28 protein-coding genes are annotated in these 24,851 nt (G+C 65.7%); 2 read left to right on the forward strand and 26 right to left on the reverse strand.

Going from position 1 to position 24,851, the window contains the following annotated elements; genetic code table 11:
- Positions 1-51: 51 nt before the first annotated feature.
- From nagZ to BBJ41_RS06550, 22 genes are all read right to left on the reverse strand, one after another.
- Complete coding sequence (gene nagZ, locus BBJ41_RS06445; RefSeq protein ID WP_069745816.1) at positions 52-1,080, reverse strand: beta-N-acetylhexosaminidase; 1,029 nt, start codon at positions 1,078-1,080, stop codon at positions 52-54.
- A 16-nt stretch (positions 1,081-1,096) separates the two neighbouring features.
- The gene (gene acpS, locus BBJ41_RS06450) at positions 1,097-1,525 is read right to left on the reverse strand and encodes a holo-ACP synthase (RefSeq protein WP_069745817.1); all 429 of its coding nucleotides are present in this window, start codon (positions 1,523-1,525) and stop codon (positions 1,097-1,099) included.
- Between the two features lie 69 nt (positions 1,526-1,594).
- The gene (gene pdxJ / locus BBJ41_RS06455) at positions 1,595-2,371 is read right to left on the reverse strand and encodes a pyridoxine 5'-phosphate synthase (RefSeq protein WP_069745818.1); all 777 of its coding nucleotides are present in this window, start codon (positions 2,369-2,371) and stop codon (positions 1,595-1,597) included.
- The gene (gene recO / locus BBJ41_RS06460; RefSeq protein WP_006476492.1) at positions 2,368-3,204 is read right to left on the reverse strand and encodes a DNA repair protein RecO; all 837 of its coding nucleotides are present in this window, start codon (positions 3,202-3,204) and stop codon (positions 2,368-2,370) included. Before recO ends, pdxJ begins: the two co-directional genes overlap by 4 nt.
- The gene (gene era / locus BBJ41_RS40245; protein ID WP_069745819.1) at positions 3,191-4,090 is read right to left on the reverse strand and encodes a GTPase Era; all 900 of its coding nucleotides are present in this window, start codon (positions 4,088-4,090) and stop codon (positions 3,191-3,193) included. The genes recO and era overlap by 14 nt, the downstream gene beginning before the upstream one ends.
- 60 nt (positions 4,091-4,150) lie before the next feature.
- Positions 4,151-5,371 carry a ribonuclease III gene (gene rnc, locus BBJ41_RS40250; protein ID WP_069745820.1) on the reverse strand — a complete coding sequence of 407 codons (1,221 nt, stop codon included), beginning with the start codon at positions 5,369-5,371 and terminating at the stop codon, positions 4,151-4,153.
- Between the two features lie 153 nt (positions 5,372-5,524).
- Entirely contained in the window at positions 5,525-6,418 is an 894-nt protein-coding gene (gene lepB, locus BBJ41_RS06475) for a signal peptidase I (protein WP_069745821.1), read from the reverse strand.
- A gap of 16 nt (positions 6,419-6,434) precedes the next feature.
- Positions 6,435-8,228 carry a translation elongation factor 4 gene (gene lepA, locus BBJ41_RS06480; RefSeq protein ID WP_069745822.1) on the reverse strand — a complete coding sequence of 598 codons (1,794 nt, stop codon included), beginning with the start codon at positions 8,226-8,228 and terminating at the stop codon, positions 6,435-6,437.
- A 199-nt stretch (positions 8,229-8,427) separates the two neighbouring features.
- Entirely contained in the window at positions 8,428-8,664 is a 237-nt protein-coding gene (locus BBJ41_RS06485; RefSeq protein ID WP_069745823.1) for a glutaredoxin family protein, read from the reverse strand.
- Between the two features lie 7 nt (positions 8,665-8,671).
- Positions 8,672-10,168 (reverse strand): DegQ family serine endoprotease, encoded by a 1,497-nt coding sequence (locus BBJ41_RS06490; protein WP_069745824.1) that lies wholly within the window; start codon positions 10,166-10,168, stop codon positions 8,672-8,674.
- 16 nt (positions 10,169-10,184) lie between these two features.
- Positions 10,185-11,237 carry a MucB/RseB C-terminal domain-containing protein gene (locus tag BBJ41_RS06495; protein WP_069745825.1) on the reverse strand — a complete coding sequence of 351 codons (1,053 nt, stop codon included), beginning with the start codon at positions 11,235-11,237 and terminating at the stop codon, positions 10,185-10,187.
- Between the two features lie 5 nt (positions 11,238-11,242).
- On the reverse strand, positions 11,243-11,860 hold the full coding sequence (locus BBJ41_RS06500; protein WP_069745826.1) for a sigma-E factor negative regulatory protein: 618 nt from the start codon (positions 11,858-11,860) through the stop codon (positions 11,243-11,245).
- 86 nt (positions 11,861-11,946) lie between these two features.
- Positions 11,947-12,546 carry an RNA polymerase sigma factor RpoE gene (rpoE, locus tag BBJ41_RS06505; protein WP_006490873.1) on the reverse strand — a complete coding sequence of 200 codons (600 nt, stop codon included), beginning with the start codon at positions 12,544-12,546 and terminating at the stop codon, positions 11,947-11,949.
- Positions 12,547-12,637: 91 nt separating this feature from the next.
- Positions 12,638-13,102: a protein YgfX gene (locus BBJ41_RS06510; RefSeq protein ID WP_069745827.1), complete on the reverse strand. Its 465-nt coding sequence runs from the start codon at positions 13,100-13,102 to the stop codon at positions 12,638-12,640.
- Positions 13,103-13,114: 12 nt separating this feature from the next.
- Entirely contained in the window at positions 13,115-14,347 is a 1,233-nt protein-coding gene (fabF, locus tag BBJ41_RS06515; protein ID WP_069745828.1) for a beta-ketoacyl-ACP synthase II, read from the reverse strand.
- Between the two features lie 164 nt (positions 14,348-14,511).
- On the reverse strand, positions 14,512-14,751 hold the full coding sequence (gene acpP, locus BBJ41_RS06520) for an acyl carrier protein (protein ID WP_004197638.1): 240 nt from the start codon (positions 14,749-14,751) through the stop codon (positions 14,512-14,514).
- Between the two features lie 144 nt (positions 14,752-14,895).
- Positions 14,896-15,645: a 3-oxoacyl-ACP reductase FabG gene (fabG, locus tag BBJ41_RS06525; RefSeq protein ID WP_034183095.1), complete on the reverse strand. Its 750-nt coding sequence runs from the start codon at positions 15,643-15,645 to the stop codon at positions 14,896-14,898.
- Between the two features lie 36 nt (positions 15,646-15,681).
- Complete coding sequence (gene fabD / locus BBJ41_RS06530) at positions 15,682-16,614, reverse strand: ACP S-malonyltransferase (RefSeq protein ID WP_069745829.1); 933 nt, start codon at positions 16,612-16,614, stop codon at positions 15,682-15,684.
- An 84-nt stretch (positions 16,615-16,698) separates the two neighbouring features.
- The gene (locus BBJ41_RS06535) at positions 16,699-17,688 is read right to left on the reverse strand and encodes a beta-ketoacyl-ACP synthase III (protein ID WP_069745830.1); all 990 of its coding nucleotides are present in this window, start codon (positions 17,686-17,688) and stop codon (positions 16,699-16,701) included.
- The gene (gene plsX / locus BBJ41_RS06540; protein ID WP_069745831.1) at positions 17,689-18,795 is read right to left on the reverse strand and encodes a phosphate acyltransferase PlsX; all 1,107 of its coding nucleotides are present in this window, start codon (positions 18,793-18,795) and stop codon (positions 17,689-17,691) included.
- A gap of 129 nt (positions 18,796-18,924) precedes the next feature.
- Entirely contained in the window at positions 18,925-19,104 is a 180-nt protein-coding gene (rpmF, locus tag BBJ41_RS06545; protein ID WP_047900174.1) for a 50S ribosomal protein L32, read from the reverse strand.
- A 97-nt stretch (positions 19,105-19,201) separates the two neighbouring features.
- Positions 19,202-19,837 (reverse strand): DUF177 domain-containing protein, encoded by a 636-nt coding sequence (locus BBJ41_RS06550; protein WP_069745832.1) that lies wholly within the window; start codon positions 19,835-19,837, stop codon positions 19,202-19,204.
- Between the two features lie 219 nt (positions 19,838-20,056).
- Between BBJ41_RS06550 and BBJ41_RS06555 the strand changes: the two genes are divergently transcribed.
- Both BBJ41_RS06555 and BBJ41_RS06560 read left to right on the forward strand, forming a co-directional pair.
- Positions 20,057-20,689, forward strand: a complete 633-nt coding sequence (locus tag BBJ41_RS06555) for a Maf-like protein (protein WP_069745833.1) — start codon at positions 20,057-20,059, stop codon at positions 20,687-20,689.
- The gene (locus tag BBJ41_RS06560; protein ID WP_069745834.1) at positions 20,686-21,408 is read left to right on the forward strand and encodes an SAM-dependent methyltransferase; all 723 of its coding nucleotides are present in this window, start codon (positions 20,686-20,688) and stop codon (positions 21,406-21,408) included. The genes BBJ41_RS06555 and BBJ41_RS06560 overlap by 4 nt, the downstream gene beginning before the upstream one ends.
- A 54-nt stretch (positions 21,409-21,462) precedes the next feature.
- Here BBJ41_RS06560 and BBJ41_RS06565 read toward each other — a convergent pair whose 3' ends face one another.
- From BBJ41_RS06565 to BBJ41_RS06580, 4 genes are read right to left on the reverse strand one after another with little or no spacing between them, the layout of a single operon-like run.
- Positions 21,463-22,455 (reverse strand): S49 family peptidase, encoded by a 993-nt coding sequence (locus BBJ41_RS06565; protein WP_069745835.1) that lies wholly within the window; start codon positions 22,453-22,455, stop codon positions 21,463-21,465.
- A gap of 12 nt (positions 22,456-22,467) precedes the next feature.
- Positions 22,468-22,869, reverse strand: coding sequence for a Rieske (2Fe-2S) protein (locus BBJ41_RS06570; RefSeq protein WP_069745836.1), 402 nt, complete (start codon positions 22,867-22,869; stop codon positions 22,468-22,470).
- Entirely contained in the window at positions 22,866-23,525 is a 660-nt protein-coding gene (locus BBJ41_RS06575) for an HAD-IA family hydrolase (protein WP_069745837.1), read from the reverse strand. Before BBJ41_RS06575 ends, BBJ41_RS06570 begins: the two co-directional genes overlap by 4 nt.
- A 5-nt stretch (positions 23,526-23,530) precedes the next feature.
- Positions 23,531-24,535, reverse strand: a complete 1,005-nt coding sequence (locus BBJ41_RS06580; RefSeq protein WP_069745838.1) for an RluA family pseudouridine synthase — start codon at positions 24,533-24,535, stop codon at positions 23,531-23,533.
- Positions 24,536-24,851: the final 316 nt, after the last annotated feature.

Here is a 24,851-nt window from a genome sequence, read left to right on the forward strand (position 1 = left end):
TTCGACGTGACAACGACCGGCATGCCGCGCGCCGCGCCATCCGTTCCCCGCTTACGCCAGTGCGCTGCCCAGCAACGCCTGCGCGTGCAGATACTCGGGCAGCGCGATCAGCTTGTCCCACTTGAGCGCCTTGCCGCGCGCGCGCATCCGCTTGATGCGCCGCACCGACGCGGCCGATGCTGGCGCTTTCAGCCCGTTCAAGACGACCTCGGCCGCTTCCGGCTGGTTGCAGACGAGCACCATGTCGCAACCGGCGGCGAGCGCGGCTTCGGCCGCCTGCGTGAGCGTGCCGCCTTCGCGCGCGGCCTCCATCGACAGGTCGTCGCTGAAGATCGCGCCCGTGAAGCCGAGCTGCCCGCGCAGGATGTCCTGCAGCCACACGCGCGAGAAACCGGCCGGACGCTTGTCGACCTGCGTATAGATCACGTGTGCGGGAATCACCGCGGACAACGACAGGCCGAGCCAGTCGTACGGCGCGACGTCCTGCTTGAGGATCGCGTCGAGCGTGCGGTCGTCGGTCGGCAGCGCGACGTGCGAATCGGCCTCCGCGAAACCATGCCCCGGAAAATGCTTGCCGCAGTTCGCCATCCCGGCGAGCGACAGCCCGTGGTTCAGGCTCTTCGCGAGCAACGTGACGACGCGCGGGTCGCGATGGAATGCGCGATCGCCGATCACCTTCGAGTGGCCGTAGTCGAGGTCGAGCACGGGCGTGAAGCTCATGTCGATCCCGCACGCACGCAGCTCGGCGGCCAGGATGTAGCCGACGGCGGTCGCGACCTTCGTCGCGAGCAGCACGTCGCGATCCCACAGCTCGCCGAGGCGGCGCATCGCGGGCAGCACCGTGAAGCCGTCGGTGCGGAAACGCTGCACGCGCCCGCCTTCGTGATCGACGGCGATCAGGATGTCCTCGCGCACCGCGCGGATCGCGTCGGTCAGCGCGGTCAGCTGCGCACGGTTCTGGAAGTGCCGCGCGAACAGGATCACGCCGCCGGTGTTCGGATGCGCGAGGCGCCGCGCATCGTCGCGCGACAGGGCCGTGCCGACGACGTCGAGCATGACCGGGCCGGGAGTCGTTTTCATCGAATCGGGAATTCCGTCAGGAGAGGGTTCGGGAAACAGGTGCGGGGGTGGCGTCCGTTTCGGCGATCACGAACGACACCGCATAGTCGCGTTCGTCGCTGACCGTCACGCGGGCCGTGATGCCGCGTGCGGCAAGCCAGTCGGCCAGCTCGCCCGACGCGACCACGTACGGCTCGCCGCTCGGCTGGTTGAGGGTCTGCAGTGCACGCCACGTCATCGGCCAGTGCATGCCGAGCCCGATCGCCTTCGAGAACGCTTCCTTCGCGGAAAAGCGCGTCGCGAGAAACGCGATGCCGCGCGCCTCGGAACGGGCGCGGCGCGCATGGAACACGCGCAACTCGTCGGGACCGAGCACCTTCTCGGCAAACCGCCCGCCCGTGCGTTCGAGCACGGCCGCGATGCGGCTCACCTGGACGATGTCGGTGCCGATGCCGTAGATCGCCATGTCAGTACGCGCCAGAACGCCCCGGCGATGCCGGGCGGCGAACGATGCGTGCGCGCGGGCTTCGCATCTTCAGCGCGCGCCGCCATGCAGCGCGGCAACGCGTGCGGCGACCATGATCGCCTTCATCTCGCGCACCGCGTTGTCCCAGCCCGCGAAGATCGCGTGCGCGACGATCGCGTGGCCGATGTTCAGTTCGACGATGCCGTCGATCGCGGCGATCTGCTGCACGTTCGTGTAATGCAGCCCGTGCCCCGCGTTGACCTTCAGGCCAAGCTGCGCGCCCGCCTGCACGCCTGTGACGATGCGCTCGTATTCGCGCTGCTGCTCGGCTTCGTCGTGCGCTTCGGCGTAACGGCCCGTATGCAGCTCGACCACCGGCGCACCCGCTTCGTGCGCGGCACGGATCTGCGTCTCGTCCGGGTCGATGAACAGCGAGACGCGCACGCCCGCGTCGGCTAGCTGCTTGCACGCCGCACGCACGGCCTCGAAGTGGCCCGCGACATCGAGACCGCCTTCGGTCGTCAGTTCCTCACGCTTCTCGGGCACGAGGCACGCGTCGTGCGGACGCACTTCGCATGCAATGTCGAGCATCTCGGCCGTCACCGCGCATTCGAGGTTCATGCGCGTCTTCAACAGCGGACGCAGCTTGCGCACGTCCGCGTCGACGATGTGGCGGCGGTCCTCGCGCAGGTGCAGCGTGATCGCGTCGGCACCGGCCTCTTCGGCGGCGAGCGCCGCGCGGATCGGATCGGGATAGGTCGTGCCGCGCGCATTGCGCAGCGTCGCGACGTGGTCGATGTTGATGCCGAGGTCGATGGCGGTGGGCGTTGTCAGGAAGAAGCTCATAGGTTTTGCAGGTCGATCAGGATCTGACGCGTGGCGAGCGGCGTACCGCCGAGATAGGTATTCAGCAGGAAGCGCATCAGCGTCTTGCTTTGCGCAACCGTCTGGGCTCGATGGTAATCGTCCTGCTCCATGTCGAGCAACGTCTGTCCGGTGATGACCGGCCAATGCGACGGCACGTCGTCGTCCGCGTTGCGCACGCCGCGCTCGGGATCGAACACGTAGCGGCGCTCGGGCTCGACCGCGCGTCGCGCGACCGTGCGGTTCAGCGCCATCGCATAACCGGTCTCGCGCAGCAGCACGCGCTCGAACGAGCGCAGCACCTGCACCGCGGGCTCGCCGTGCGCGAGGCGCGTGAGGGTCAGCACGTAATGATTGAAGAGCGGCGGCTGGGGATCCTCGCGCGCGCAGAATTTCACGAGCAGCTCGTTCGCGTAGAAACCGCAGAGCAGCCCGTCGCCGCCGAGCGGCAGCATCCCGCCGACCCACTCGGCGCCCGTCAGCGTGCGCACCTCGGATTTGCCCGACCAGGACAGCAGCAACGGCTGGAATGTCTGCAGCACACCGCGCAGTGCGGAGTGCGGGCGCTTCGCGCCCTTTGCGACGAGCGCGAGCCGGCCGTGATCGCGCGTCAGCACGTCGACGATCAGGCTCGTTTCGCGATACGGATAGCTGTGCAGCACGAACGCCGGCTGCTCGGCGACGCGGAAATCGGACGTGCGAGACGTCGCGCGCCGCGCCTTGCGCGGCGGTTCGGGCGGTGCCGGCAGCGGCGCGTCGTTCGCGCCGGCCGTCACCGCGTCTTCAGTCGACGTCAGCGCGTCATTCGTACCCATAGGCGCGCAGCCCCGCCTCGTTGTCGGCCCAGCCGCTTCTCACCTTCACGAAGGTCTCGAGGTACACGGGGCCGTCGAACAGCTTCTCCATGTCCATCCGCGCCTCGGTGCTGATCTGCTTGAGCTTCTCGCCCTTCTTGCCGATCACCATCGCCTTGTGCGAATCGCGCTCGACGAGGATCGTCGCGAAGACGCGCTTCAGGCGCCCTTCTTCCTCGAACTTGTCGATCACGACGGTGCTCGTGTACGGCAGCTCGTCGCCGGTCCAGCGGAACACCTTCTCGCGCAGGATCTCGGCCGCGAGGAAACGCGAGCTGCGATCGGTGAGCTCGTCCTCGCCGTAGATCGGCTCGCCTTCCGGCAGGTACGGCTTGATCGTCTCGAGCAGACGCTTGATGTCTTCCGGCTGCTTCGCCGACAGCGGCACGAGCTCGACGAATTCGCGCAGCGCGTTCATCTTCTGCATAAACGGATACAGCGTCGCCTTGTCGTTGACGCGGTCGATCTTGTTCGTGATCAGCAGCGTCGGCATGCCCGGCGGGATCAGGTCGAGCACCTTCTGGTCGTCGGGCCCGAAGCGGCCGGCCTCGATCACGAACAGGATCACGTCGACCGACGTCAGCGTCGACGTGACCGCGCGGTTCAGCGAACGGTTCAGCGCGGTGCTGTGGCGCGTCTGGAAACCCGGCGTATCGACGAACACGAACTGGGCGTCGTCGAACGTATTGATGCCGGTGATACGGTGGCGGGTCGTCTGCGCCTTGCGCGACGTGATGCTGATCTTCTGGCCGACGAGTTCGTTCATCAACGTCGACTTGCCGACGTTCGGGCGGCCCACGATCGCGATCATGCCGCAACGGAAACCGGTAGGAGCGGGAGTGTTCATATCGTTTGGGAGACAGGTTCGGAAACGGCCGCGCGGCGCGCGGCACGATCGATGGGCAATTCAGTGGTCGGCATCGGCCACGCGCGCCTGCGCGGCAGCGAGGCTCGCGCCGCCCGGCGGCGTCTCGGAGTCCGGCGCCGCGGCATCGCGTGCGCGCACGGTCGCGCGCGCTGCGGGGTCGGAACCGGCGGAAGACTTGTCGGCGGACGGAGCTGCCGGATCGGCTGTGTTGCCGGCCGGCTTGTCGGCTGCGCGCGGCAAGGCTTCCGCGGGCTTTTCCGCAGTCTTGTCGGCGCGGTCGGCCGGTTTCTCGGCAACCTTGTCGGTCGCCGGCTTTGCCGCCCGTTCGCCCTTGTCGGCAGCCGTCTCGACATGCGCCGCGCGAATCGCGGCCATCGGCGCCACGGCCGGCTCCGCACCGGCTGCGGCCGTTACCGCGGGCACCGCACCGACTGCCTTGGCCTCGCGCGCCGCCGCGCGCTCCTTCCGCTCCGGCGAGCGCAGGTCGAGCGCTTCCTGCACGCCCTTCACGCCCGGCACGATTTCAGGTTCGACATGCTTCGACCCGCGCGCGTTTTTCGAGCGCTTCGGCTTCGCGGCCAGCATCGGCGCGGCCGCCATCACCTCGTCGAGCGCCTTCTTCGCCGCTGCCTGCTCGGCCGCGCGCCGGCTCGCACCGGAACCCGAAACCTTCACGTCGAGCTTCGGCACCGTGCATTCGACTTCGAATTGCTGATTGTGCGCCGCACCATGCGTCGCAACGACCGTGTAGGTCGGCAGCGCGATCTTGTGCCCCTGCAGGTATTCCTGCAGCAGCGTCTTCGCGTCCTTGCCGAGCGTGCGCGGATCGATATGGTCGAGAATCGGGATGTAGAGGCGCTTGATGACCCCTTGGGCGGCTTCGAAGCCGCCATCGAGGAACACGGCCCCGATGATGGCTTCGAACGCGTCCGCGAGGATCGAAGGGCGACGGAAGCCGCCGCTGCGCAGTTCGCCCTCGCCCAGCCGCAGCCCGTCCGCGATATTCAGGGCCTGAGCAATTTCATACAGCGACTGCTGTTTGACGAGGTTGGCGCGTACGCGCGACAGGTCGCCTTCGTCCAGCTTGCTGAAACGCTGGAACAAAAGGGCAGCCACCGCGCAATTCAGAACGGAGTCGCCGAGAAACTCGAGCCGTTCGTTGTGCGTGGCACTGTGACTGCGATGGGTCAAAGCCTGGCGCAACAATTCCGCATTGCGAAATTCGTAGCGCAGCCGGCTTTCCAACTGGGATAGGGGCATGTGCAGGAGTATAACGCGGGCGCCGGTCGGGCCGAAACGGCACGGCCGGACCCGAAAAGGCGTGACGAGGCGGTGTTACCGCCGGTTCTTAAAGTAGTTCGGCAATACGCGACGCGGCCCGTGCATCGCGTATTGCGTGTGAGTCGAATGCGATCAGTTGAAGGAACCGATGCGCTTCAGATCGCTGAAGTTCATCCAGATGAAGAACGCGCGGCCGACGATGTTCTGGTCCGGCACGAAACCCCAGTAGCGGCTGTCCGCGCTGTTGTCGCGGTTGTCGCCCATCATGAAGTAGTGACCGGGCGGCACCTTGCAGATCACGCCGCGGCTGTTGTACGTGCAGTTGTCGCGATACGGATAGTCGTATGCGCCCATCACGAACGGCGGCACGGCCGGATTGTTGAGGATCGCGTTCTTCCTGTTGCCGATCGTCTCCTCGAACTGCTTCGCGTAATTCTGGCGCTCGTCGTCGAAGAAATCGGGCAGCTGCGTTTCGGGCACCGGCTGGCCGTTGATCGTGAGTTGCTTGTCCTGGTACGCGACCGTGTCGCCCGGCAGGCCGATCACGCGCTTGATGTAGTCGACCGATTCGTCCTTCGGATAGCGGAACACGACGACATCACCGCGCGACAGCGGGCTGCCCTGCGTGATCTTCGTGTTCGTGATCGGCAGGCGCAGCCCGTATTCGAACTTGTTCACGAGGATGAAGTCGCCGACGAGCAGCGTCGGCACCATCGAGCCCGACGGAATCTTGAACGGCTCGATGATGAACGAGCGCACGACGAACACGGCCAGGATCACCGGGAAGAAGCTCGCGGTGTACTCGAGCCACCACGGCTGGCGCAGCTTCTCGTCACGCAGCTTCGAACGCGTCTGCACGGCGTTTTCGTCCGCGAAGCGCTTGTCGATGCGCGACTGCTGACGATCGAATTCCTCGATCGCCGAGTCGGCCGCCTTGCGACGCCGCGGCAGGAACACCAGTTTGTCCAGCACCCACGCTACGCCCGTCACGACGACGAGCACAAAAAGAATCAGCGCAAAATTCATAAAAGGATCAGTCCTGTTATTTGTCTTCGACGCGCAAGATCGCAAGGAACGCTTCCTGCGGGATCTCGACCGAACCCACCTGCTTCATGCGCTTCTTGCCTGCCTTCTGCTTTTCGAGCAGCTTCTTCTTCCGCGTGATGTCGCCGCCATAACACTTCGCCAGCACGTTCTTGCGCAGCGCCTTGATGTTCTCGCGGGCGATGATGTGCGCGCCGATCGTCGCCTGGATCGCGACGTCGTACATCTGGCGCGGAATGATCTCGCGCATCTTCGACGCCACTTCGCGGCCGCGATACTGCGATTGCGACCGGTGGACGATCACCGACAGCGCGTCGACCTTGTCGCCGTTGATCAGCATGTCGACCTTCACGACGTCGGCCGACCGGTATTCCTTGAACTCGTAGTCCATCGACGCGTAACCGCGCGACACCGACTTCAGGCGGTCGAAGAAATCGAGCACGATCTCGGCCATCGGAATTTCGTAGGTCAGCTGAACCTGGCGGCCGTGATACTGCATGTTGATCTGCGAGCCGCGCTTCTGCTCGCACAACGTGATCACCGAGCCGACGTAGTCCTGCGGCATGTAGAGATTCACCGTGACGATCGGTTCGCGGATCTCCTCGATCTTCGGCGGCTCCGGCATCTTCGCCGGATTCTCGACCTTGACGATCGAGCCGTCGCTCATCACGACCTCGTAGACCACGGTCGGTGCCGTGGTGATGAGGTCCATGTCGAATTCGCGCTCCAGCCGCTCCTGCACGATCTCCATGTGCAGCAGACCCAGGAAGCCGCACCGGAACCCGAAGCCGAGCGCCTGCGACACTTCCGGTTCGTACTGCAGCGACGCGTCGTTGAGCTTCAGCTTCTCGAGCGATTCGCGCAGCGCGTCGTACTGGTTCGCTTCCACCGGATAGAGACCGGCGAACACCTGCGGCTTCACTTCCTTGAAGCCCGGCAGCGCTTCCGTAGCCGGCTTGCCCACGAGCGTGACGGTATCGCCGACCTTCGCGGCCGTCAGTTCCTTGATGCCGGCGATGATGAAGCCCACCTGCCCCGCCGACAGCGAATCGAGATTGCGCGACTTCGGCGTGAACACGCCGATGTGCTCGACCGGATACTGCGCGCCGGTCGCCATCATCTTGATCTTGTCCTTCGGACGCAGCGTGCCGTTGACGATACGCACCAGCATCACGACGCCGACGTAGTTGTCGAACCACGAATCGATGATGAGCGCCTGCAGCGGCGCGTCGGGATCGCCCTTCGGCGGCGGCACCTTCGCGATCAGCGCTTCGAGCACGTCCTCGACGCCGAGGCCCGTCTTCGCGCTGCAGCGCGTCGCGTCGGTCGCGTCGATGCCGATCACGTCCTCGATTTCCTCGATCGCGTTTTCGGGGTTCGCGGCCGGCAGGTCGATCTTGTTCAGCACCGGCACGACCTCGACGCCGAGCTCGATCGCCGTGTAGCAGTTCGCGACCGTCTGCGCCTCGACGCCCTGGCTCGCATCGACGACCAGCAGCGCGCCTTCGCACGCGGACAGCGAACGGCTGACCTCGTACGAAAAGTCGACGTGCCCCGGCGTGTCGATCAGGTTCAGGTTGTAGACCTTGCCGTCGCGTGCGCGATAGGACAACGCGGCCGTCTGCGCCTTGATCGTGATGCCGCGCTCGCGCTCGATATCCATCGAGTCGAGCACCTGCGCTTCCATTTCACGGTCGGCGAGACCGCCGCATACCTGGATGATGCGATCCGCGAGCGTCGACTTGCCATGGTCGATGTGAGCGATGATCGAGAAATTACGAATATGATCCATTCAGTGCCGATCAAGCGAAAAAGGCGCGCTCGACGACTGCGGAGCACGCCTTGTGTAAGTCGGTGAAAAAACAGCCTATTTTAGCTGAAAAGGCCTTCACCGGGCGGTATTTCGGACGCCGGGCCGCGTGGCGCCCGGCCAGGGGCGCCCGCCCGGTAAAGTCCCGAGCGAAACGGCACCGATTAGTGACAGACCAGGCTCAGCGCCGGGCCACTAACGCGCTGCGTATCTTCTCGTCGTCAAACCGATGGCGGCATACTTCCGCCCCGTCCAGCAGCAGCACAGGCACGTCCTCGTCGTAGCGAGCAACGAGTGCCGCATCGGTGTCGATGTCGACGTAGTCGACCGCGACGCCGAATTCGGCCGCCACCGGCGCCAGTGCGTCGCGCATGTCGTCGCACAGGTGGCACCAGCCGCGACCGTAGAGCGTGAACATCGGTGCGTTACTTCTGGCGCGGCCGCACGGGCACGAACTGCGTGTTGTCGCCTCGGCGCACGAGCACCGCGACCGCCTTCTGCGGATCGAGCTGCGCACTCACCTCGGCAAACTGCTTCGCGCTAGTGATGTCGGTGTCGCCGACGCGCAGCACGATGTCGCCTCGCTGCAGGCCCGCCCGCGAAGCCGGGCCGTCGACGCCGTCGACCTGCACGCCGTTCTTCAGCTTCAGCGTCTTCATCTGATCGGCCGTCAGGTCGCTGACCGTCAGGCCGAGCGAATTGGCCTGGCGCGGCTTCTGCGGCGCGTTCTTGCGCTGTTCGGTCTTCGCCGTCGTCTCGGCCGGCGTTTCCGCGATCGTGATCGGCAGATCGCGCGCCTGACCCTTGCGCCACACGCTGACGGTCGCCTTCGTGCCGGGTTTCGTGTCGCCGACCATGCGCGGCAGGTCCGACGCCGTATCGACCGAACGGCCGTTGAACTTCAGGATGATGTCGCCCGGCTGGATGCCCGCCTTGTCGGCCGGGCCGCCCGGCTCGACGCTGCTCACGAGCGCGCCCTCGGCCTTCGGCAGCCCGATCGAGTCGGCCACGTCCTTCGTCACCTCGCCGATCGCGACCGCGATCCGGCCGCGCGTGACCTTGCCCGTCGCCTTCAGCTGGTCGGCCACGCGCATCGCCTCGTCGATCGGAATCGCGAACGAGATGCCCATGAAGCCGCCGGTACGGCTGTAGATCTGCGAGTTGATGCCGATCACCTCGCCCTGCATGTTGATCAGCGGGCCGCCCGAGTTGCCGGGGTTCACCGCGACGTCGGTCTGGATGAACGGCAGGTAGTCGCCCGTATTGCGGCTCTTCGAGCTGACGATGCCGGCCGTCACCGTGTTGTCGAGACCGAACGGTGAACCGATCGCGACGACCCACTCGCCGACGCGCACCTTGTTGGAATCGCCGATCGCGACGACAGGCAGGTTCGACGCCTGGATCTTGACGACCGCGACGTCCGTGCGATCGTCGACGCCGATCAGCTTCGCCTTGAATTCACGCTTGTCGGTCAGCGTCACGTAGATGGTGTCCGCATCGTCGACGACGTGCGCATTGGTCATCACGTAACCGTCGGCCGACACGATGAAGCCCGAGCCCACACCGCGGTTCTGCTCGGTGTCGGGCGGACTGTCCGGCTGCGCATTCTTCGGGTTGCCGCCGCCATTGCCGCCACCGTTGCCAGGCGCCTGCGGCAGCGGAATGCCGAAGAAGCGGCGGAAGAATTCCGACATGTCGCCGTTGTCGAAGCCCGGCGGGAGCATGCCGCGCGGGCCGCCCGTCGGCACGTTGGCGGTAGTCCGGATGTTCACGACGGCCGGCCCGACCTTTTCGACCAGATCGGCGAAGTCGGGCAGGCTGGCTGCAGGAGCCGTAACCGCGACCGCGGTATGCGGCACGAGCGGCAGGCTGGCAGACAGCGCCGCCGCCGCGAGCCATTTGCGCAGCGTGAGTTTCATCATGTCGGAAGCCGTAGCGTTACTTGGAAGCCTTGTATTCTATGGCAGACGCGAACTGCTGCAACGTAGCCGGCGGCACTTCGCCCAGCACGGTGATCCAGTAGTCGCCGCGACGCTTCACGAGAACGTGCGTCGCACCGGTGCTGCCCGCGCCTTCCTTGCGCGTATTCTTTTCGGCCGGTTCGATGAAGACGGAGATCGTCGCGAGACCGTCGGTGAACACGGCCTGGTCGACCGGGATCGGCGGATCGCCCGCATCGCGTGCAGCCATCGGCCGGCGGACTTCGCGGATCTTCTGGAAGCCGGCGACGCTCGGTGCGAGCTGCCAGCCCTGCGCCTCCATGTCGACCGTCGCAACCGGCGGACGCACGACCGTCCAGCCGCTCAGGTTGCGCATGCCGGCCACGATCGCGGCCTTGTCACCGCTTGCGCCGCCCGCCTGCAATTGCGAGAACGCAATCTGCTCGAGCACGTGGTCGTTCGCGTCGAGCGTCTGCGAACGCAGCAGCAACCCGGTGCGCGCGTCGGCCCACAGCTTGTACGTAAAGCGGTACGCATCCTTCGGCACGAGTTCGACGACCTGCGCGTCGATTCCGGCCACGCGATCCTTGCCGAGCGACTTCGCGTCGTAGACGGACATCACGTGATCGCCGCTCGCGCCGAGCAGCGCCGGAAACGAGTCGCGCGTCTGGCGGCGTTCGACCACGCACAGCTTGCGCTCGGGCACGAACGTGTACAGCTCGTCGTTATGCCGCAGCAGCTTGCGCGGCTTGCCGTCGAGCGTCTCGATCCGCTCGAACTCGCCGTCGCGGGACGCAACGTGCGCGATGCGCGACGACTGGACATACCCGCCGCGCTGGTACACGAACGTGCCTTCGTAGCTCTGCTGCTGGGCCGCCTGCTGGACGCGGTCGAGCCAGTCCGCGGCACCCTTGCGGGTGGCGACGGGATCGTCCGGTTGCTGGGCGCTGGCGGAAAGGGATTGAACGGACAACAGGGCGGCTGCGCAAAGCAGGAGGGCCGGCAGCCGCTTCCATCCGGAGATGGCGTGATTCAACTGCAATGTCCGCATCGGGTTTATTGGCCTGGCGTGGTGGTCACCGCAGCGCGGATCAGCGGCATCGAGCCCGTGACGACGGGCTGCTGCGCGAATTGCTGGTGCGCTTCGAGGTATTGGTCGAGGCTGGCGTCGCGAATGATGTTGACGTCCTGCAGCGCCGGCTGGGCCGACGCCTGCGCAACCGTCACGCGCTGCAGGTTGCCGCCTTGCGTCGCGCCGACCGACGCGACCTGGACGGCGCCGGGCGTGCCGGCCGTCTGCAGTTGCGGGACGACGATCCACGTCAGCGTCGCGGCGGCAGCGGCCACCGCGAACGCGGGCACGACGCGCCGGCGCAGCGACAGCAGCTTGCGCGCGACCGGCGCAGCCGCCGGCGCGAGCAGATGCGGCTCGCTTTCGAGCGCAGCCGACAGGCGCGCGGTGAACGCGACACTCAACGCGGGCGACAACGCGAGCTCGTCCGAGCGCAGCGCATCGCCGATCAGGTGGTATTGGCCCCACACATCGCGATCCGCGCGGTTGAGCTCACCCAGAAACTGCCCGTGGTCCGGGCCATCGAACATTTCGCCGTCGACCAGCGCGGAAAGGCGCTCGCCGCGCGAGCACGCTTGCGACTGCGTATTGACCGACCCCATGATGCTCCCCATCTTGCACACCCCGTCGTGACTTCACGACTCTATCCGTAACTAGACCCCGACCCGCGTCGTTCCGCCCTTCGCGCTTACCAGCGCTTGCCTTCGGGCGTATCGAGCAGCGGACGCAATTTGGCAGCGATTGCCTCACGTGCGCGGAAGATCCGCGACCGGACCGTCCCGATCGGACAGCCCATCATTTCCGCGATCTCTTCGTAGCTCAAGCCCTCGATCTCGCGCAGCGTAATTGCCTGGCGCAGTTCTTCGGGCAGAAGAGCCATTGCAGCGTTGACCGTCTCGGCAATCTGCTTGCTCATCAACATCGACTCAGGCGTGTTGATATCCCTTAGTTGGTCTGCGTCGGAGAAAGTTTCCGCTTCCTCCGCATCGGCCTCGGTCGAGGTCGGCGCCCGGCGGCCTTGCGTCGCAAGGTAGTTCTTGGCCGTGTTGACGGCAATACGGTACAACCACGTATAGAACGCCGATTCGCCGCGGAATTGCGGCAGCGCACGATACGCCTTGATGAACGCGTCCTGGGCCACATCCTCGACCTCGGCGGGATCCCGCACGAGGCGCGAGATCAGCCGAATGATCTTGCGGTGGTATTTGGAGACCAGGAGTTCGAACGCTGCCTTGTCGCCCTTCTGTACGCGTTCGACCAGAGCCTGATCGATTTCTTTTTCACTCACCTGACAAATCCATTAACTAGGGATGCAACGCGGAGCGTCATTGTAACGTTCCCGCGCCGGACGCTGGTTACGGTACGTAACCGCGCCGCCGTCATGCCCGCCCTGCCGCGCCCGCCGTCTTCGCCAGCACGGAAAGCGCGCTGAACGACGCGGCGTCGAGCGCATCGGCCGGAATCAGCAGCGGCCGGGCCCGCCGGGCGCCCTGCCCGACCGACAACACCAGCAGCAGGCTGCTCCAGTGCGCATGGCCCGTCACGCGGCCCCGGGCCAGCAACCGCCCGGTGCGGCCAAACGCCGCAATTTCCCCGAATGCGTCGATCTGCAGCTCGGCCGGCAGCCGCCGGGCGCACGCCCGCGCCGCGTACACGGCAAGCAGCGCGGCGGTCGCGGCCGACACGCATGCGCCGGTGGCAGCGCCCGCGCGCGGCGCCCAGAACAGGTAGACCGACGCGGCAGCCGCCGCGACGAACGCGGCCAGCACGAGATACGACACGGCCGAGGCCCGCAACGCAAAGCGCTGCGGACGCCCGGCCGGAACATCGAATGGACTCGTCAAGCGATATCGGCGTCAGACGCGCTTGAACACCAGCGTGCCGTTGGTACCGCCGAAGCCGAAGTTGTTCTTCACGGCAACGTCGATCTTCATGTCACGCGCGGTGTTCGCGCAGTAGTCGAGATCGCACTCGGGGTCCTGGTTGAAGATGTTGATGGTCGGCGGCGACACGTTGTTGTGCAGCGCCAGCACCGTGAACACCGACTCGAGGCCGCCCGCGCCACCCAGCAGGTGGCCCGTCATCGACTTCGTCGAGTTCACGACGAGCTTGTACGCGTGCTCGCCGAAGGCCGCCTTCACCGCGTCGGACTCGTTCTTGTCGCCCAGCGGCGTCGATGTGCCGTGCGCGTTCAGGTACTGGACCTCGTCCGCGTTCACGCCGGCGTCGCGCAGCGCCGCGACCATGCAGCGGCGCGGGCCGTCCATGTTCGGCGCGGTCATGTGGTACGCGTCACCCGTCATGCCGAAGCCCGAGACTTCCGCGTAGATCTTCGCCCCACGCGCCTTGGCCGCCTCGTACTCTTCGAGCACCATCACGCCTGCGCCCTCGCCCAGCACGAAGCCGTCGCGGTCCTTGTCCCACGGACGGGACGCAGCAGCCGGATCGTCGTTGCGGGTCGACAGCGCGCGCGCTGCCGCGAAACCGCCGATACCGAGCGGCGACACCGTCGATTCGGCACCGCCCGCGACCATCACGTCGGCGTCGCCGGCCTGAATCAGGCGCGCGGCGAGGCCGATGCTGTGCAGGCCGGTCGTGCAGGCCGTCACAGCCGCGAGGTTCGGGCCCTTCAGGCCGAACATGATGCTCAGGTGCCCCGAGATCATGTTGATGATCGAACCCGGCACGAAGAACGGCGAAATCCGGCGTGCGCCGCGATCGACGTAGGTCTGGTGCGTATCTTCGATCATCGGCAGGCCGCCGATGCCGGAACCGACCAGCACGCCGATGCGTTCCGCGTTGGCTTCGTTCACTTCCAGCCCGCTGTCCTTGATGGCCTGGACGCCGGCGGCGATGCCGTAATGGATGAACGTATCCATGTTCCGGGCTTCCTTCGCCGGGATGTACTCCTCGGCGACGAACCCCTTCACCTCGCCCGCGAAATGCACGGCGAGGTTCGACGGATCGAACTTCGTGACGGTGGCGATGCCGGACTTGCCGGCGACGAGATTGGCCCAGCCGTCGGCAACACTATTGCCAACAGGCGAAATCAGCCCCAGGCCTGTAACGACAACACGACGGCGGCTCACGGTAACCTCTTTTCCATTATTGGATGACAAAAACAAAAGCCACAGTGGCCACAGGAACCAGCCCTGCAAGCCCTGTGGCTGTTAGTCCGTCCGGCGCGAGGCCGGCAGGATGACGCGTCAATCGCGAAGATCGCGGCGACGTGGCGAACAAGCGCGAAAGGCGCTTACGCCTTGACGTTTGCGCGAGCGTAGTCGATCGCTTGCTGAACGGTCGTGATCTTCTCTGCTTCTTCGTCCGGGATTTCCATGCCGAACTCGTCTTCCAGAGCCATCACCAGTTCGACGGTGTCGAGCGAGTCGGCGCCCAGGTCGTTCACGAACGAAGCTTCGTTCTTGATCTCGGCTTCTGCAACGCCCAGTTGTTCAGCGACGATCTTCTTGACACGTTGTTCGATGTTGTCCATTACCCCTCCGAGGGAAAGTTCAGATTTACAAGTGCGCGCATTTTATCAGGTTTGCTGACGCCAAAACGCGCGTTGGCTTGATGGTCGATCAAGCGCCGATCCGCCTGAAAATCGGGATACGGCGCGGATGGTAAACGAAAATCGTTACGACATGTACATGCCGCCGTTCACGTGCAGCGTCGTGCCGGTGATGTAACCGGCTTGCGGCGATGCGAGGAACGCGACGGCATGAGCGATGTCTTCCGGGCTGCCGAGGCGGCCGAGCGGAATCTGGGTCTTGAGCGCGGCCTGCTGTTCTTCCGGCAGCGTCTTCGTCATGTCGGTGTCGATGAAGCCCGGCGCGACGCAGTTCACGGTGATGCCGCGGCTGCCGATCTCGCGCGCGAGCGCACGGGTCATGCCCGCCACGCCGGCCTTCGCGGCCGCGTAGTTGACCTGGCCCGGATTGCCGGCCGAGCCGACCACCGACGTGATGTTGATGATGCGGCCGCCGCGCGCCTTCATCATCGGGCGCAGCACCGCGCGCGACAGGCGGAATACCGACTTCAGGTTGGTGTCGATCACCGCGTCCCAGTCCTCGTCCTTCATCCGCATCGCGAGCTGGTCCTGCGTGATGCCCGCGTTGTTGACGAGCACGTTCAGCGCGCCGAATTCCTTCACGGTCGCATCGATCAGCGCCTCGGCAGCCGCCGCGTCGTTGACGTTCAGCACCGCGCCGCGGCCCGTGACGCCCGCTTCAGCGAACGCCGCGGTGATCGCGGCGGCGCCGGATTCGCTCGTCGCCGTGCCGATCACCGTCGCGCCCAGGCGCGCGAGTTCGAGCGCGATCGAACGGCCGATGCCGCGCGACGCGCCGGTCACGATCGCAACCTGTTTATCGAGAGTCTTTTCCATGAATCGAATATCCGTTTCTTGAGAAAAGGCGCCGCGTCAGGCGGTCACCAGCTTGAGCGCTTCGTCGAGCGAAGCCGGGTCGAACACCGACGCACCCGTCAGGTTGCCGTCGATGCGCTTCGTCAGGCCCGCGAGCACCTTGCCCGGACCACATTCGATCACGTGCGTGACGCCCGTGTCGGCAATGTGCTGCACGCATTCGACCCAGCGCACCGGGCCTGCGGCCTGGCGCACCAGCGCGTCCTTGATCGCGGCCGGATCGCTGACCACGGCGACGTCGATGTTGTTGACGACCGGAATCTGCGGCGCCTTCACGTCGACGTTCGCGAGATAGTCGCGCAACTGGTCCGACGCCGGCTTGAGCAGCGACGAATGGAACGGCGCCGATACGGGCAGCGGCAGCGCGCGCTTCGCGCCCTTCGCCTTCGCGATCTCGCATGCCTTTTCGACCGCGGCCTTGTTGCCTGCGATCACGACCTGCGCAGGCGCATTGAAGTTCACGGCCTCGACGACACCCGCTTCCGCGGCTTCGGCGCACACCGCGCGCACCGTGTCGTCGTCGAGGCCCAGGATCGCGGCCATGCCGCCCTGGCCGACCGGCACGGCCGTTTGCATTGCCTGCGCGCGGAAGCGCACGAGCGGCACCGCGTCCTTGAACGCGAGCGCGCCCGCCGCGACGAGCGCCGTGTATTCACCGAGGCTGTGGCCGGCAACGATCGACGGCGCCGGGCCGCCTGCCTGCTGCCACGCGCGGTAGCACGCGTACGCGGCAGTCAGCATCACGGGCTGCGTGTTGGTGGTGAGATTCAGCTCTTCGGCCGGGCCTTCGGCGATCAGCTTGCCGAGGTCCTGATTGAGTGCATCGGATGCTTCCTGGAGCGTCTCGCGCACGACGGCGAGATCGGCGAATGCGTTGAGCATGCCGACCGCCTGCGAGCCCTGCCCTGGAAATACGAATGCAAATTTCATATCGTCCCCAATTGAATCGATTCGGACGGCGCGCACGAACGGCGCGCCGGATGGGATCCGCGCGCAGCAGTCGCGCGCCGCGGATCAGAAGCGGAAGACCGACGCGCCCCAGGTGAAGCCGCCGCCGACGCCTTCGATCAGCACGTGCTGGCCGCGCTTGATGCGACCGTCGCGCACGGCGGTGTCGAACGCCAGCGGGATCGACGCGGCCGACGTGTTGCCGTGCTGGTCGACCGTCACGACCATGCGCTCTTGCGGCAGGCCGAGCTTGCGGCAGGTGCTGGTCATGATGCGGATGTTGGCCTGGTGCGGAATCAGCCAGTCGATCTGTTCGGGCGCGAGATTCGCCTTCGCGAGCGCCTCGATCGCCACCTTCTCGAGCACGTTGACCGCGAGCTTGAACACGGCCTGCCCGTCCATGTAGAGGAAGGCGCTGCCTTCGATCACGCCGCGATTGACGTTACCCGGCGTGCAGAGGATATGCGAGTAGCTGCCGTCGGCATGCAGCGCGCTGCCGAGCACGCCCGGCTCTTCCGATGCGGACAAGATCACCGCGCCCGCGCCGTCGCCGAACAGCACGCAGGTCGTGCGGTCCTTGAAGTCGAGAATGCGCGAGAACGTCTCTGCGCCGACCACGAGCGCCGTGCGGTGCTGACCGCTGCGGATGAAGCTGTCGGCCGTCGCCATCGCGTATGCGAAACCCGAACACACAGCCTGCACGTCGAATGCCGCGCCGCCGTTCTTGATGCCGAGCTTGTTCTGCAACAGGCACGCGGTGCTCGGGAACACGAAATCGGGGGTCGAAGTCGCAACGATGATCAGGTCGATCGACTGCGGATCGATGCCGGCTGCTTCGATCGCTCGACGCGACGCCTCGAGCGCGAGGTCGCTCGTCGTGACGTCGGGTGCGGCGAAATGGCGCGCATGGATACCCGTACGCGCCACGATCCATTCATCGCTCGTCTCGATGCCTTCCTTCGCGAGACGATCGGTCAGCTGCTGGTTCGTGACGCGGTCGGGCGGCAGGTAGCTGCCCGTGCCGAGCACGCGGGAATAGAGAGTCGATTGGGCCATTTATGCTTTAGAGGATTGCGCAGCGGAAGGTTCGGCGTGATGGCCTGCGACCGGGCTTGCATGGCCCGCGCCACCCGCGTCGTGTTCGCCGTCGCCGAGCGACACCGAGTTATCCGCCATCGCGCGCGAGAGGCGCTCAAGCACGCCGTTTTTGACGGCATCATACCCGCGTTTGATCGCCCAATCAAACGCGTAGGCGTCGGCCGAACCGTGGCTCTTGATCACGAGGCTCTTCAGCCCCAGCAGCGCCGCGCCGTTGTACTGGCGGTGGTCGACGCGCTTCTTGAAACGCATCAGGACAGGCAGCGCGAGCAGCGCCATCAGCTTGGACATCAGCGAACGGCCGAACTCCTCGCGGATGATGTCGGACAGCATCTGTGCAAGCCCCTCGGACGTCTTCAGCGCGACATTGCCGACGAAGCCGTCGCACACGATCACGTCGACGGTGCCCTTATAGATGTCGTTGCCTTCCACGTTGCCGCGGAAATTCAGCGTGCTGGCGCGCAGCAACTCGCCTGCGCGCTTGATCGTCTCGTTGCCCTTGATGACCTCTTCGCCGATGTTCAGCAGGCCGATGGTCGGTCGCTCCTTGCCCTCGAGCGCGGCCACGAGCGCATGCCCCATCTCCGCGAACTGCAGCAGGTGCTGCGGCTCGCAGTCGACGTTCGCGCCGAGGTCCAGCATCATCGTGTAGCCGGTCGGGTTCGGCAGCGCGAACGCGATCGCGGGCCGCTCGATGCCGGGCAGCGTCTTGAGTACGTAACGGGAAACGGCCATCAGCGCGCCGGTATTGCCGGCGGAGATGCAGGCCTGCGCCGCGCCTTCCTTGACGTGGTTGAGCGCGACGCGCATCGAAGAATCCTTCTTCTTGCGCAGCGCCACTTCGACAGGGTCGTCCATCGCCACGACTTCGGTGGCGGGCACGATGGTCAGCGCGGGATCGTCGAGGGCTTTCAGCTTCTTCAGCTGAGCGCGGATCGCGCTTTCGATGCCGACGAGCATCAGGTGCGCATCAGGATGCGCGCGGACGAACTTGACTGCCGCGGGAACGGTCACGGACGGGCCGTGGTCGCCTCCCATGCAATCGATAGTGAGCTTTACGGTCATGGAATGCGACGAATTTCAGGCACAAAAAAGCGGCAGTAGAATGCCGCCTTTTTGTTGCGCCAGGAAAGTGTCAAGCGAACCAGTTGTCACGCGAACGGCGAACGTAGCGCGCAACGCGTGACTTGACGCTTAGTCGTTCTTCGTCTTGACGACTTTCTTGCCGCGATAGTAGCCGTTCGGGCTGACGTGGTGACGCAGATGCACTTCACCCGTGCTCGGCTCGACTGCCAGCGGCGATGCCGTCAGGAAATCGTGCGAACGATGCATGCCGCGCTTCGACGGCGACTTCTTGTTTTGCTGGACTGCCATGACTAACTCCTAAATAATTTTCCGGATTCTAACACAGCCCGATCCGGCGCTTAACTACCCTGGCCCAAAGCCCTACGCCTTCCCGCGCCACAACTGCTTAGTGTTTCTTGGTGCCGTCCCCGTCCTTCTTCAGCGCTTCCAGCGCTGCGAACGGATTCGGCCGTTTGCCTTCGTCCCCGGCTTCGTCGGACGCTTCGTCCGTCTCTTCCTCGGGACCGCTCGCACCCGACACGAGGCTTTCGTGAACTGCCGGGCAAACCTCGTGCTTGGGCACGAGCGGCAACGAAAGCAGCAATTCCTCTTCGATCAAGTCGACGAGATCGAACTGGCGTGAGCCCACGATCACATCGGCTTCATCGTCGTCGAGCGGAAATTCTTCAGCTTCTTCTTCGGTCGCGACGACCCGGTAAACCATGTCGACGTCAAACGACTGATCATACGGGGTCATGCAGCGCTGACACGTGAGCCACGCCTGGCCATGCACCGCGAGACGCAGGTACGGCTGCTGCCCATCGGCGCCGTCGTCCTGCAACTCCTTCTGGGTGAACCCTTCTGCCTGCCACGTGAAGACGGTGTCGCGATCCGGCGCATCCGCCGGCACTTCGTTCAACATCCGCGGCAGCTGCGAGAGGCGCACCGCACCCGCTGCCTGCCGCCCGCTGCGGGCGAATTCGAACAGGTCGACTGCGTGCGGATCAAACGACGCCGCCGGTTTGCCAGAAGAAGTGTTCATGTGCGCTCCTGCCTACAGGCTGACTTGCGGATCCGGCTTGGTGCCGCCAACGTACGCGCTCACGTACGTTCAGGTACTTTATTCCGAAGACCCGACAGGCGCCACTACAACAGAAGCCTGTCGACGAAAAGCGGGAAAGCATACCTGTTTTACCTTTTACGGTCAATCACTTAAGCTTGCGTCCGCACAACACTCGACGACTCACCGCCCCAACCGACCATGCCGGATACCGTTTGCCGCCCGCCGCGGCTGATTCTTGCCTCCAGTTCCCGCTACCGCCGTGCGCTCCTCGAGCGCCTCGGCATCCCCTTCGACGTCGTGTCTCCGGACCTCGACGAAACACCGCTCGACGGCGAAACGCCGGCTGCGACCGCACTGCGTCTCGCCGGCGCGAAAGCGCGCGCCGTCGCGGCATCGATCGACGCGCCGGACGGCGTGCTCGTGATCGGGTCGGACCAGGTCGCGACCTTCGACGGGCTTCAGATCGGCAAGCCCGGCACGCATGAGCGTGCGCTCGCGCAACTCGTGTCGATGCAGGGCCGCGAAGTCGAATTCCACAGCGCGCTGTGCCTGTACGACAGCCGCACGGGCGAAGCGCAGATCGAGGACGTCGTCACGCACGTGCGCTTCCGCTCGCTGCCCGAAACCGAACTCGATGCATACCTGCGCGCGGAAACGCCGTACGACGTCGCCGGCAGTGCAAAGTCCGAAGGGCTCGGCATCGCGCTGCTCGATGCGATCGACTCGGACGACCCGACCGCGCTCGTCGGCCTGCCGCTGATCGCACTCACGCGGATGCTGCGCGCCGCGGAATACCCCCTGTTTGCAACCACCCGTGGAGACCGCGCATGACCGCCGGCACGCTTTATCTCGTCCCGAACACGCTCGGCGAAGGCGACGAATCGATGCTCGCCGCCGTGCTGCCCGCCGCCGTGCAGGCACGCGCCGGCACGCTCGGCTATTACATCGGCGAGAACGCGAAAACGACGCGCGCCTTTCTGAAGAAGATCGGCACGACGCGCCCGATCCAGGAAATCGAGATCCGCGAGTTGAACGTCAATACGCCGGCCGGTGAAATCAACCGGCTGCTCGCGCCCGTGCTGGCCGGCGCGGACGCCGGCCTCGTGTCGGAGGCCGGCTGCCCGGCCGTTGCCGATCCCGGCGCGTTGCTGGTACACCGCGCGCACGAGCGCGGCGTGAAGGTCGTGCCGCTCGTCGGGCCGAGCTCGATCCTGCTCGCGCTGATGGCGTCGGGCCTGAACGGCCAGAGCTTCGCGTTCAACGGTTACCTGCCGGTCGATGCGGCCGCGCGCGCAAAACGCCTGCGCGAACTCGAGCAACTCTCGCGCAAAGCACGCCAGACACAGATCTTCATCGAAACGCCGTACCGGAATCAAGCGATGCTCGACACGCTCGTCGCAACCTGCGCGCCGTCGACGCAGATCTGCGTCGCGGCCGACCTGACCCTCACAACCGAGACGATCGCCAGCCGCACGGCCGCAGACTGGAAAAAGGCGCCTGCGCCCAATCTGCAAAAGCGCCCTGCGATCTTCCTGCTGCTCGCGAACTGAAGCTGCGGCCGGCTGCTTGCAAGCCGTCGCGGCTTGCAGGTCGCCTGGCGCCGGTCAGCGCAGGCTGACCGACGCGCCGCCTGCCGTCAACGCCTTCATCGCAGCACCGCCGACGGCCGCGCCGAACTTGCGCGCGACACGATTCGTCAGGCTTTCCTTCACCGTATAGTCGACGAGATCGGGGGCCTTCAGCACGTCGCGCGCAACCGTGTCGGTCGTACCGAAGCCGTCGGCAAGACCAAGCTCGACGCTCTTCTCGCCGGTCCAGAACAGGCCCGAGAACATGTCGGGCGTCTCGTGCAGCCGCTTGCCGCGGCCATCCTTCACGGCCTTGATGAATTGCGCGTGCACCTGGTCGAGCAATGCCTGAGCGTGTTCGTCCATCTTCGGCGTCTCCGGCGAGAACGGGTCGTAGAAGCCCTTGTTTTCGCCCGACGTATGCAGGCGGCGCTCGACACCGAGCTTGCCCATCAGGCCGGTGAAGCCGAAACCGTCCATCAGCACGCCGATCGACCCGACGATGCTCGCCTTGTCGACGAAAATCTTGTCGGCCGCCGCCGCGATGTAATAACCGCCCGATGCGCACATGTCGGTCACGACGACGTACAGCGGCTTGTCCGGGTGCTTCGCGCGCAACCGCCGGATCTCGTCGTAGACCATGCCGGCCTGGACGGGGCTGCCGCCCGGGCTGTTGATCCGCAGCACGACGCCGACCGTGCCGTCGTCGTCGAACGCGGCGTCGAGCGCCGTGTTGATGTCGTCGGCGTTCGCATTGACGCCGGCCGCGATCTCGCCGTCGATCGTCACGAGCGCCGTATGCCGCCCGCTCGACGAGAACTTCGAATCGCTCGAAAAATCGATCAGCGCGAACGCGAACAGGACGAACACGCCGAGAAACGCAAAGCGGAAGAAGATCTTCCAGCGCCGCGCCGCGCGCTGTTCCTTCACGGCCGCGAGCGCGATCCGCTCGAGCGCCGCGCGCTCCCAGTTCGGTTCACGGCTGTCGGGACGGGGGGAGGAATCAGGAGAATTCGGTTGGTCGGCCATGCAGTGTTGTCGTCAGTCGGTCGTGGCAGAAACGGCGGGACGCAGGTCGGCGTCGGGCACCCAGAATACCGCACGCCCGTCGGGCGTGTCGCGCTCGTCGACCTCGACCGGCCGCAGGCGGCCGCCGCGGCACGGGCCGCCAACGCACTTGCCGGTATCCGGTGCGTAGATCGCGCCGTGCGTCGCGCACATCAGGTAGAGGCCCGACGATTCGAAGAACTGCCCTTCCGCCCAGTCGAGCTCCATCGGCACGTGCGCGCAGCGGTTCAGGTAGCCGTATGCGTGCCCGTCGTAGCGCACGAAGAACACGACGGCCTGCTCGCCGCGCAGCGTCGCTTCGACGCGCACGCCCACGCCGCCGTCGGCCAGCGCGTCCGATGCGCACACGCGCACGGCGTCCGACGCCGCACTCATGCGTACTCCCGCAGCCATGCGGCCAGCGCGTCGACGTCCGGCGCGACGAAGCGCGGCGTCAGTGCGGCCAGCGCATCGGCCGTATGCGCGCCGTACGCGACACCGACGCCGGCCGCGCCAGCGCTCGCTGCCATCTGCAAGTCGTGCGTCGTGTCGCCGATCATCACGGTGCGCGCCAGATCCTGCCCCAATTCCCGGGACAACTCGTGCAGCATCGCCGGATGCGGTTTCGAGAACGTCTCGTCCGCGCAGCGCGTCGCATCGAACAGGCTCGTGAGCTTCGACTGGTCAAGCACGCGGTTCAGCCCGACCCGCCCCTTGCCGGTCGCAACGGCGAGCAGGTAGCCCGTGTCGCGCAACTCGGCGAGCAGTTCGCGCACGCCGGCGAACAGCTCGATGCGCTGGTCGTCGAGCAGATAGTGATAGCGGTAGCGTTCGGCCAGCCGCGGATAATCGGACGGATCGAGGGTCGGCGCCGTAATCTGCAGCGCATCACGCAGGCCGAGGCCGATCACGTAACGCGACGCCTCGTCGGACGGCGTGGGCAGGCCGAGATCGCGGCATGCTGCCTGGATGCTGTGCGCGATGTGCGCAGTCGAATCCATCAGCGTGCCGTCCCAGTCGAAGACGATCAGGTCAAATTGCTGTCGAGCCATGCGGTTCAGGCGGTATCGCGCAGTGCGCTGAGTTGGTCGAGAAAGCGCCGGCATTCGTCCGGCAGCGGCGCATCGAACTGCAGCGCCTCGCCGGTCAACGGATGGGCAAGCCGCAGCCGATACGCATGCAGGAACATCCGTTTCAGCGACGGCTGCGCATTTGCGCGCGCCAGCGCCTTGTTCAGTGCGAAATCGCCATATTTGGCGTCGCCGGCGATCGGCAGGCCAAGATGCGCGAGGTGCACGCGGATCTGATGGGTCCGACCCGTTTTGAGTTCCGCTTCGACGAGTGCGTAATCGGGCCAGCGGTCGACGAGATTGAACACCGTATGCGACGGCAGCCCGTCGTCCTGCACCCGCACGCGGCGCTCCCCTTCCGGGGTCGAATACTTGAACAACGGCGCCTTCACCGCGCGGCGGCGGCCCCAGTCGGGCTGCCATTCGCCGTGGACGCACGCGAAATAGCGCTTGTCCATCCGGTTCTCGCGGATCTGCTCGTGCAGGCCCACGAGCGCCGTACGCTTCTTCGCGAGCATCAGCACCCCGGACGTCTCGCGGTCGAGCCGGTGCACGAGCTCGAGGAATTTGGCGCGCGGGCGCGCCTGGCGCATCTGCTCGATCACGCCGAACGCGACGCCGCTGCCGCCATGCACGGCGACTCCCGCCGGCTTGTCGATGACGAGCATCGCATCGTCCTCGTACAGCACGTCGAAATTCGCGGGCGGCACGACGGGCGTGTCGGCACGCGCGAGGTCCGCCGCCGCCACGCGCACGGGCGGCACGCGGACGATGTCGCCCAGGGCGAGGCGGTACTGCGCGTCGATCCGGCCCTTGTTCACGCGCACTTCGCCGCTGCGGAGGATCCGGTAAATATGGCTTTTCGGCACGCCTTTACAGACGCGCAACAGGAAGTTATCGATCCGCTGACCGGCCGAGTTTTCGTCGATCTCGATCATCGATACCTGGCCGCTTGCGACTGAATTCTGGGATATTTTGCCTAACTCATTCATACTGAATATAATTTTGCCCAGCCTGACGTTGAGGGTGGCCTGACCGGCCGGCCCCGACCGAGTCGGGCAAGGCGCAAGCGGAAACCGTTATTTTACTTGCGCCGGGGGTCCGCTGCTCGCCCCTAATCAAAGAGATGCAGCAAGTTGCACGCACGGCGCCGCCCGTCGGCAAGGATCGCGCCCACAGGCGGATTCGGTCGGCAAGGCGCCGCGGTAACGGAAAGTTGGTTGAAAAGAATTTGATCGGCAGCCCGACGGCGCGAAGTGCGTCCGCAGGCTGCCGGTTGCGAAAATTACGGCGTTGCGCCCGATTTGG

It is taken from the genome of Burkholderia stabilis (genome assembly GCF_001742165.1).
Classification (GTDB): domain Bacteria; phylum Pseudomonadota; class Gammaproteobacteria; order Burkholderiales; family Burkholderiaceae; genus Burkholderia; species Burkholderia stabilis.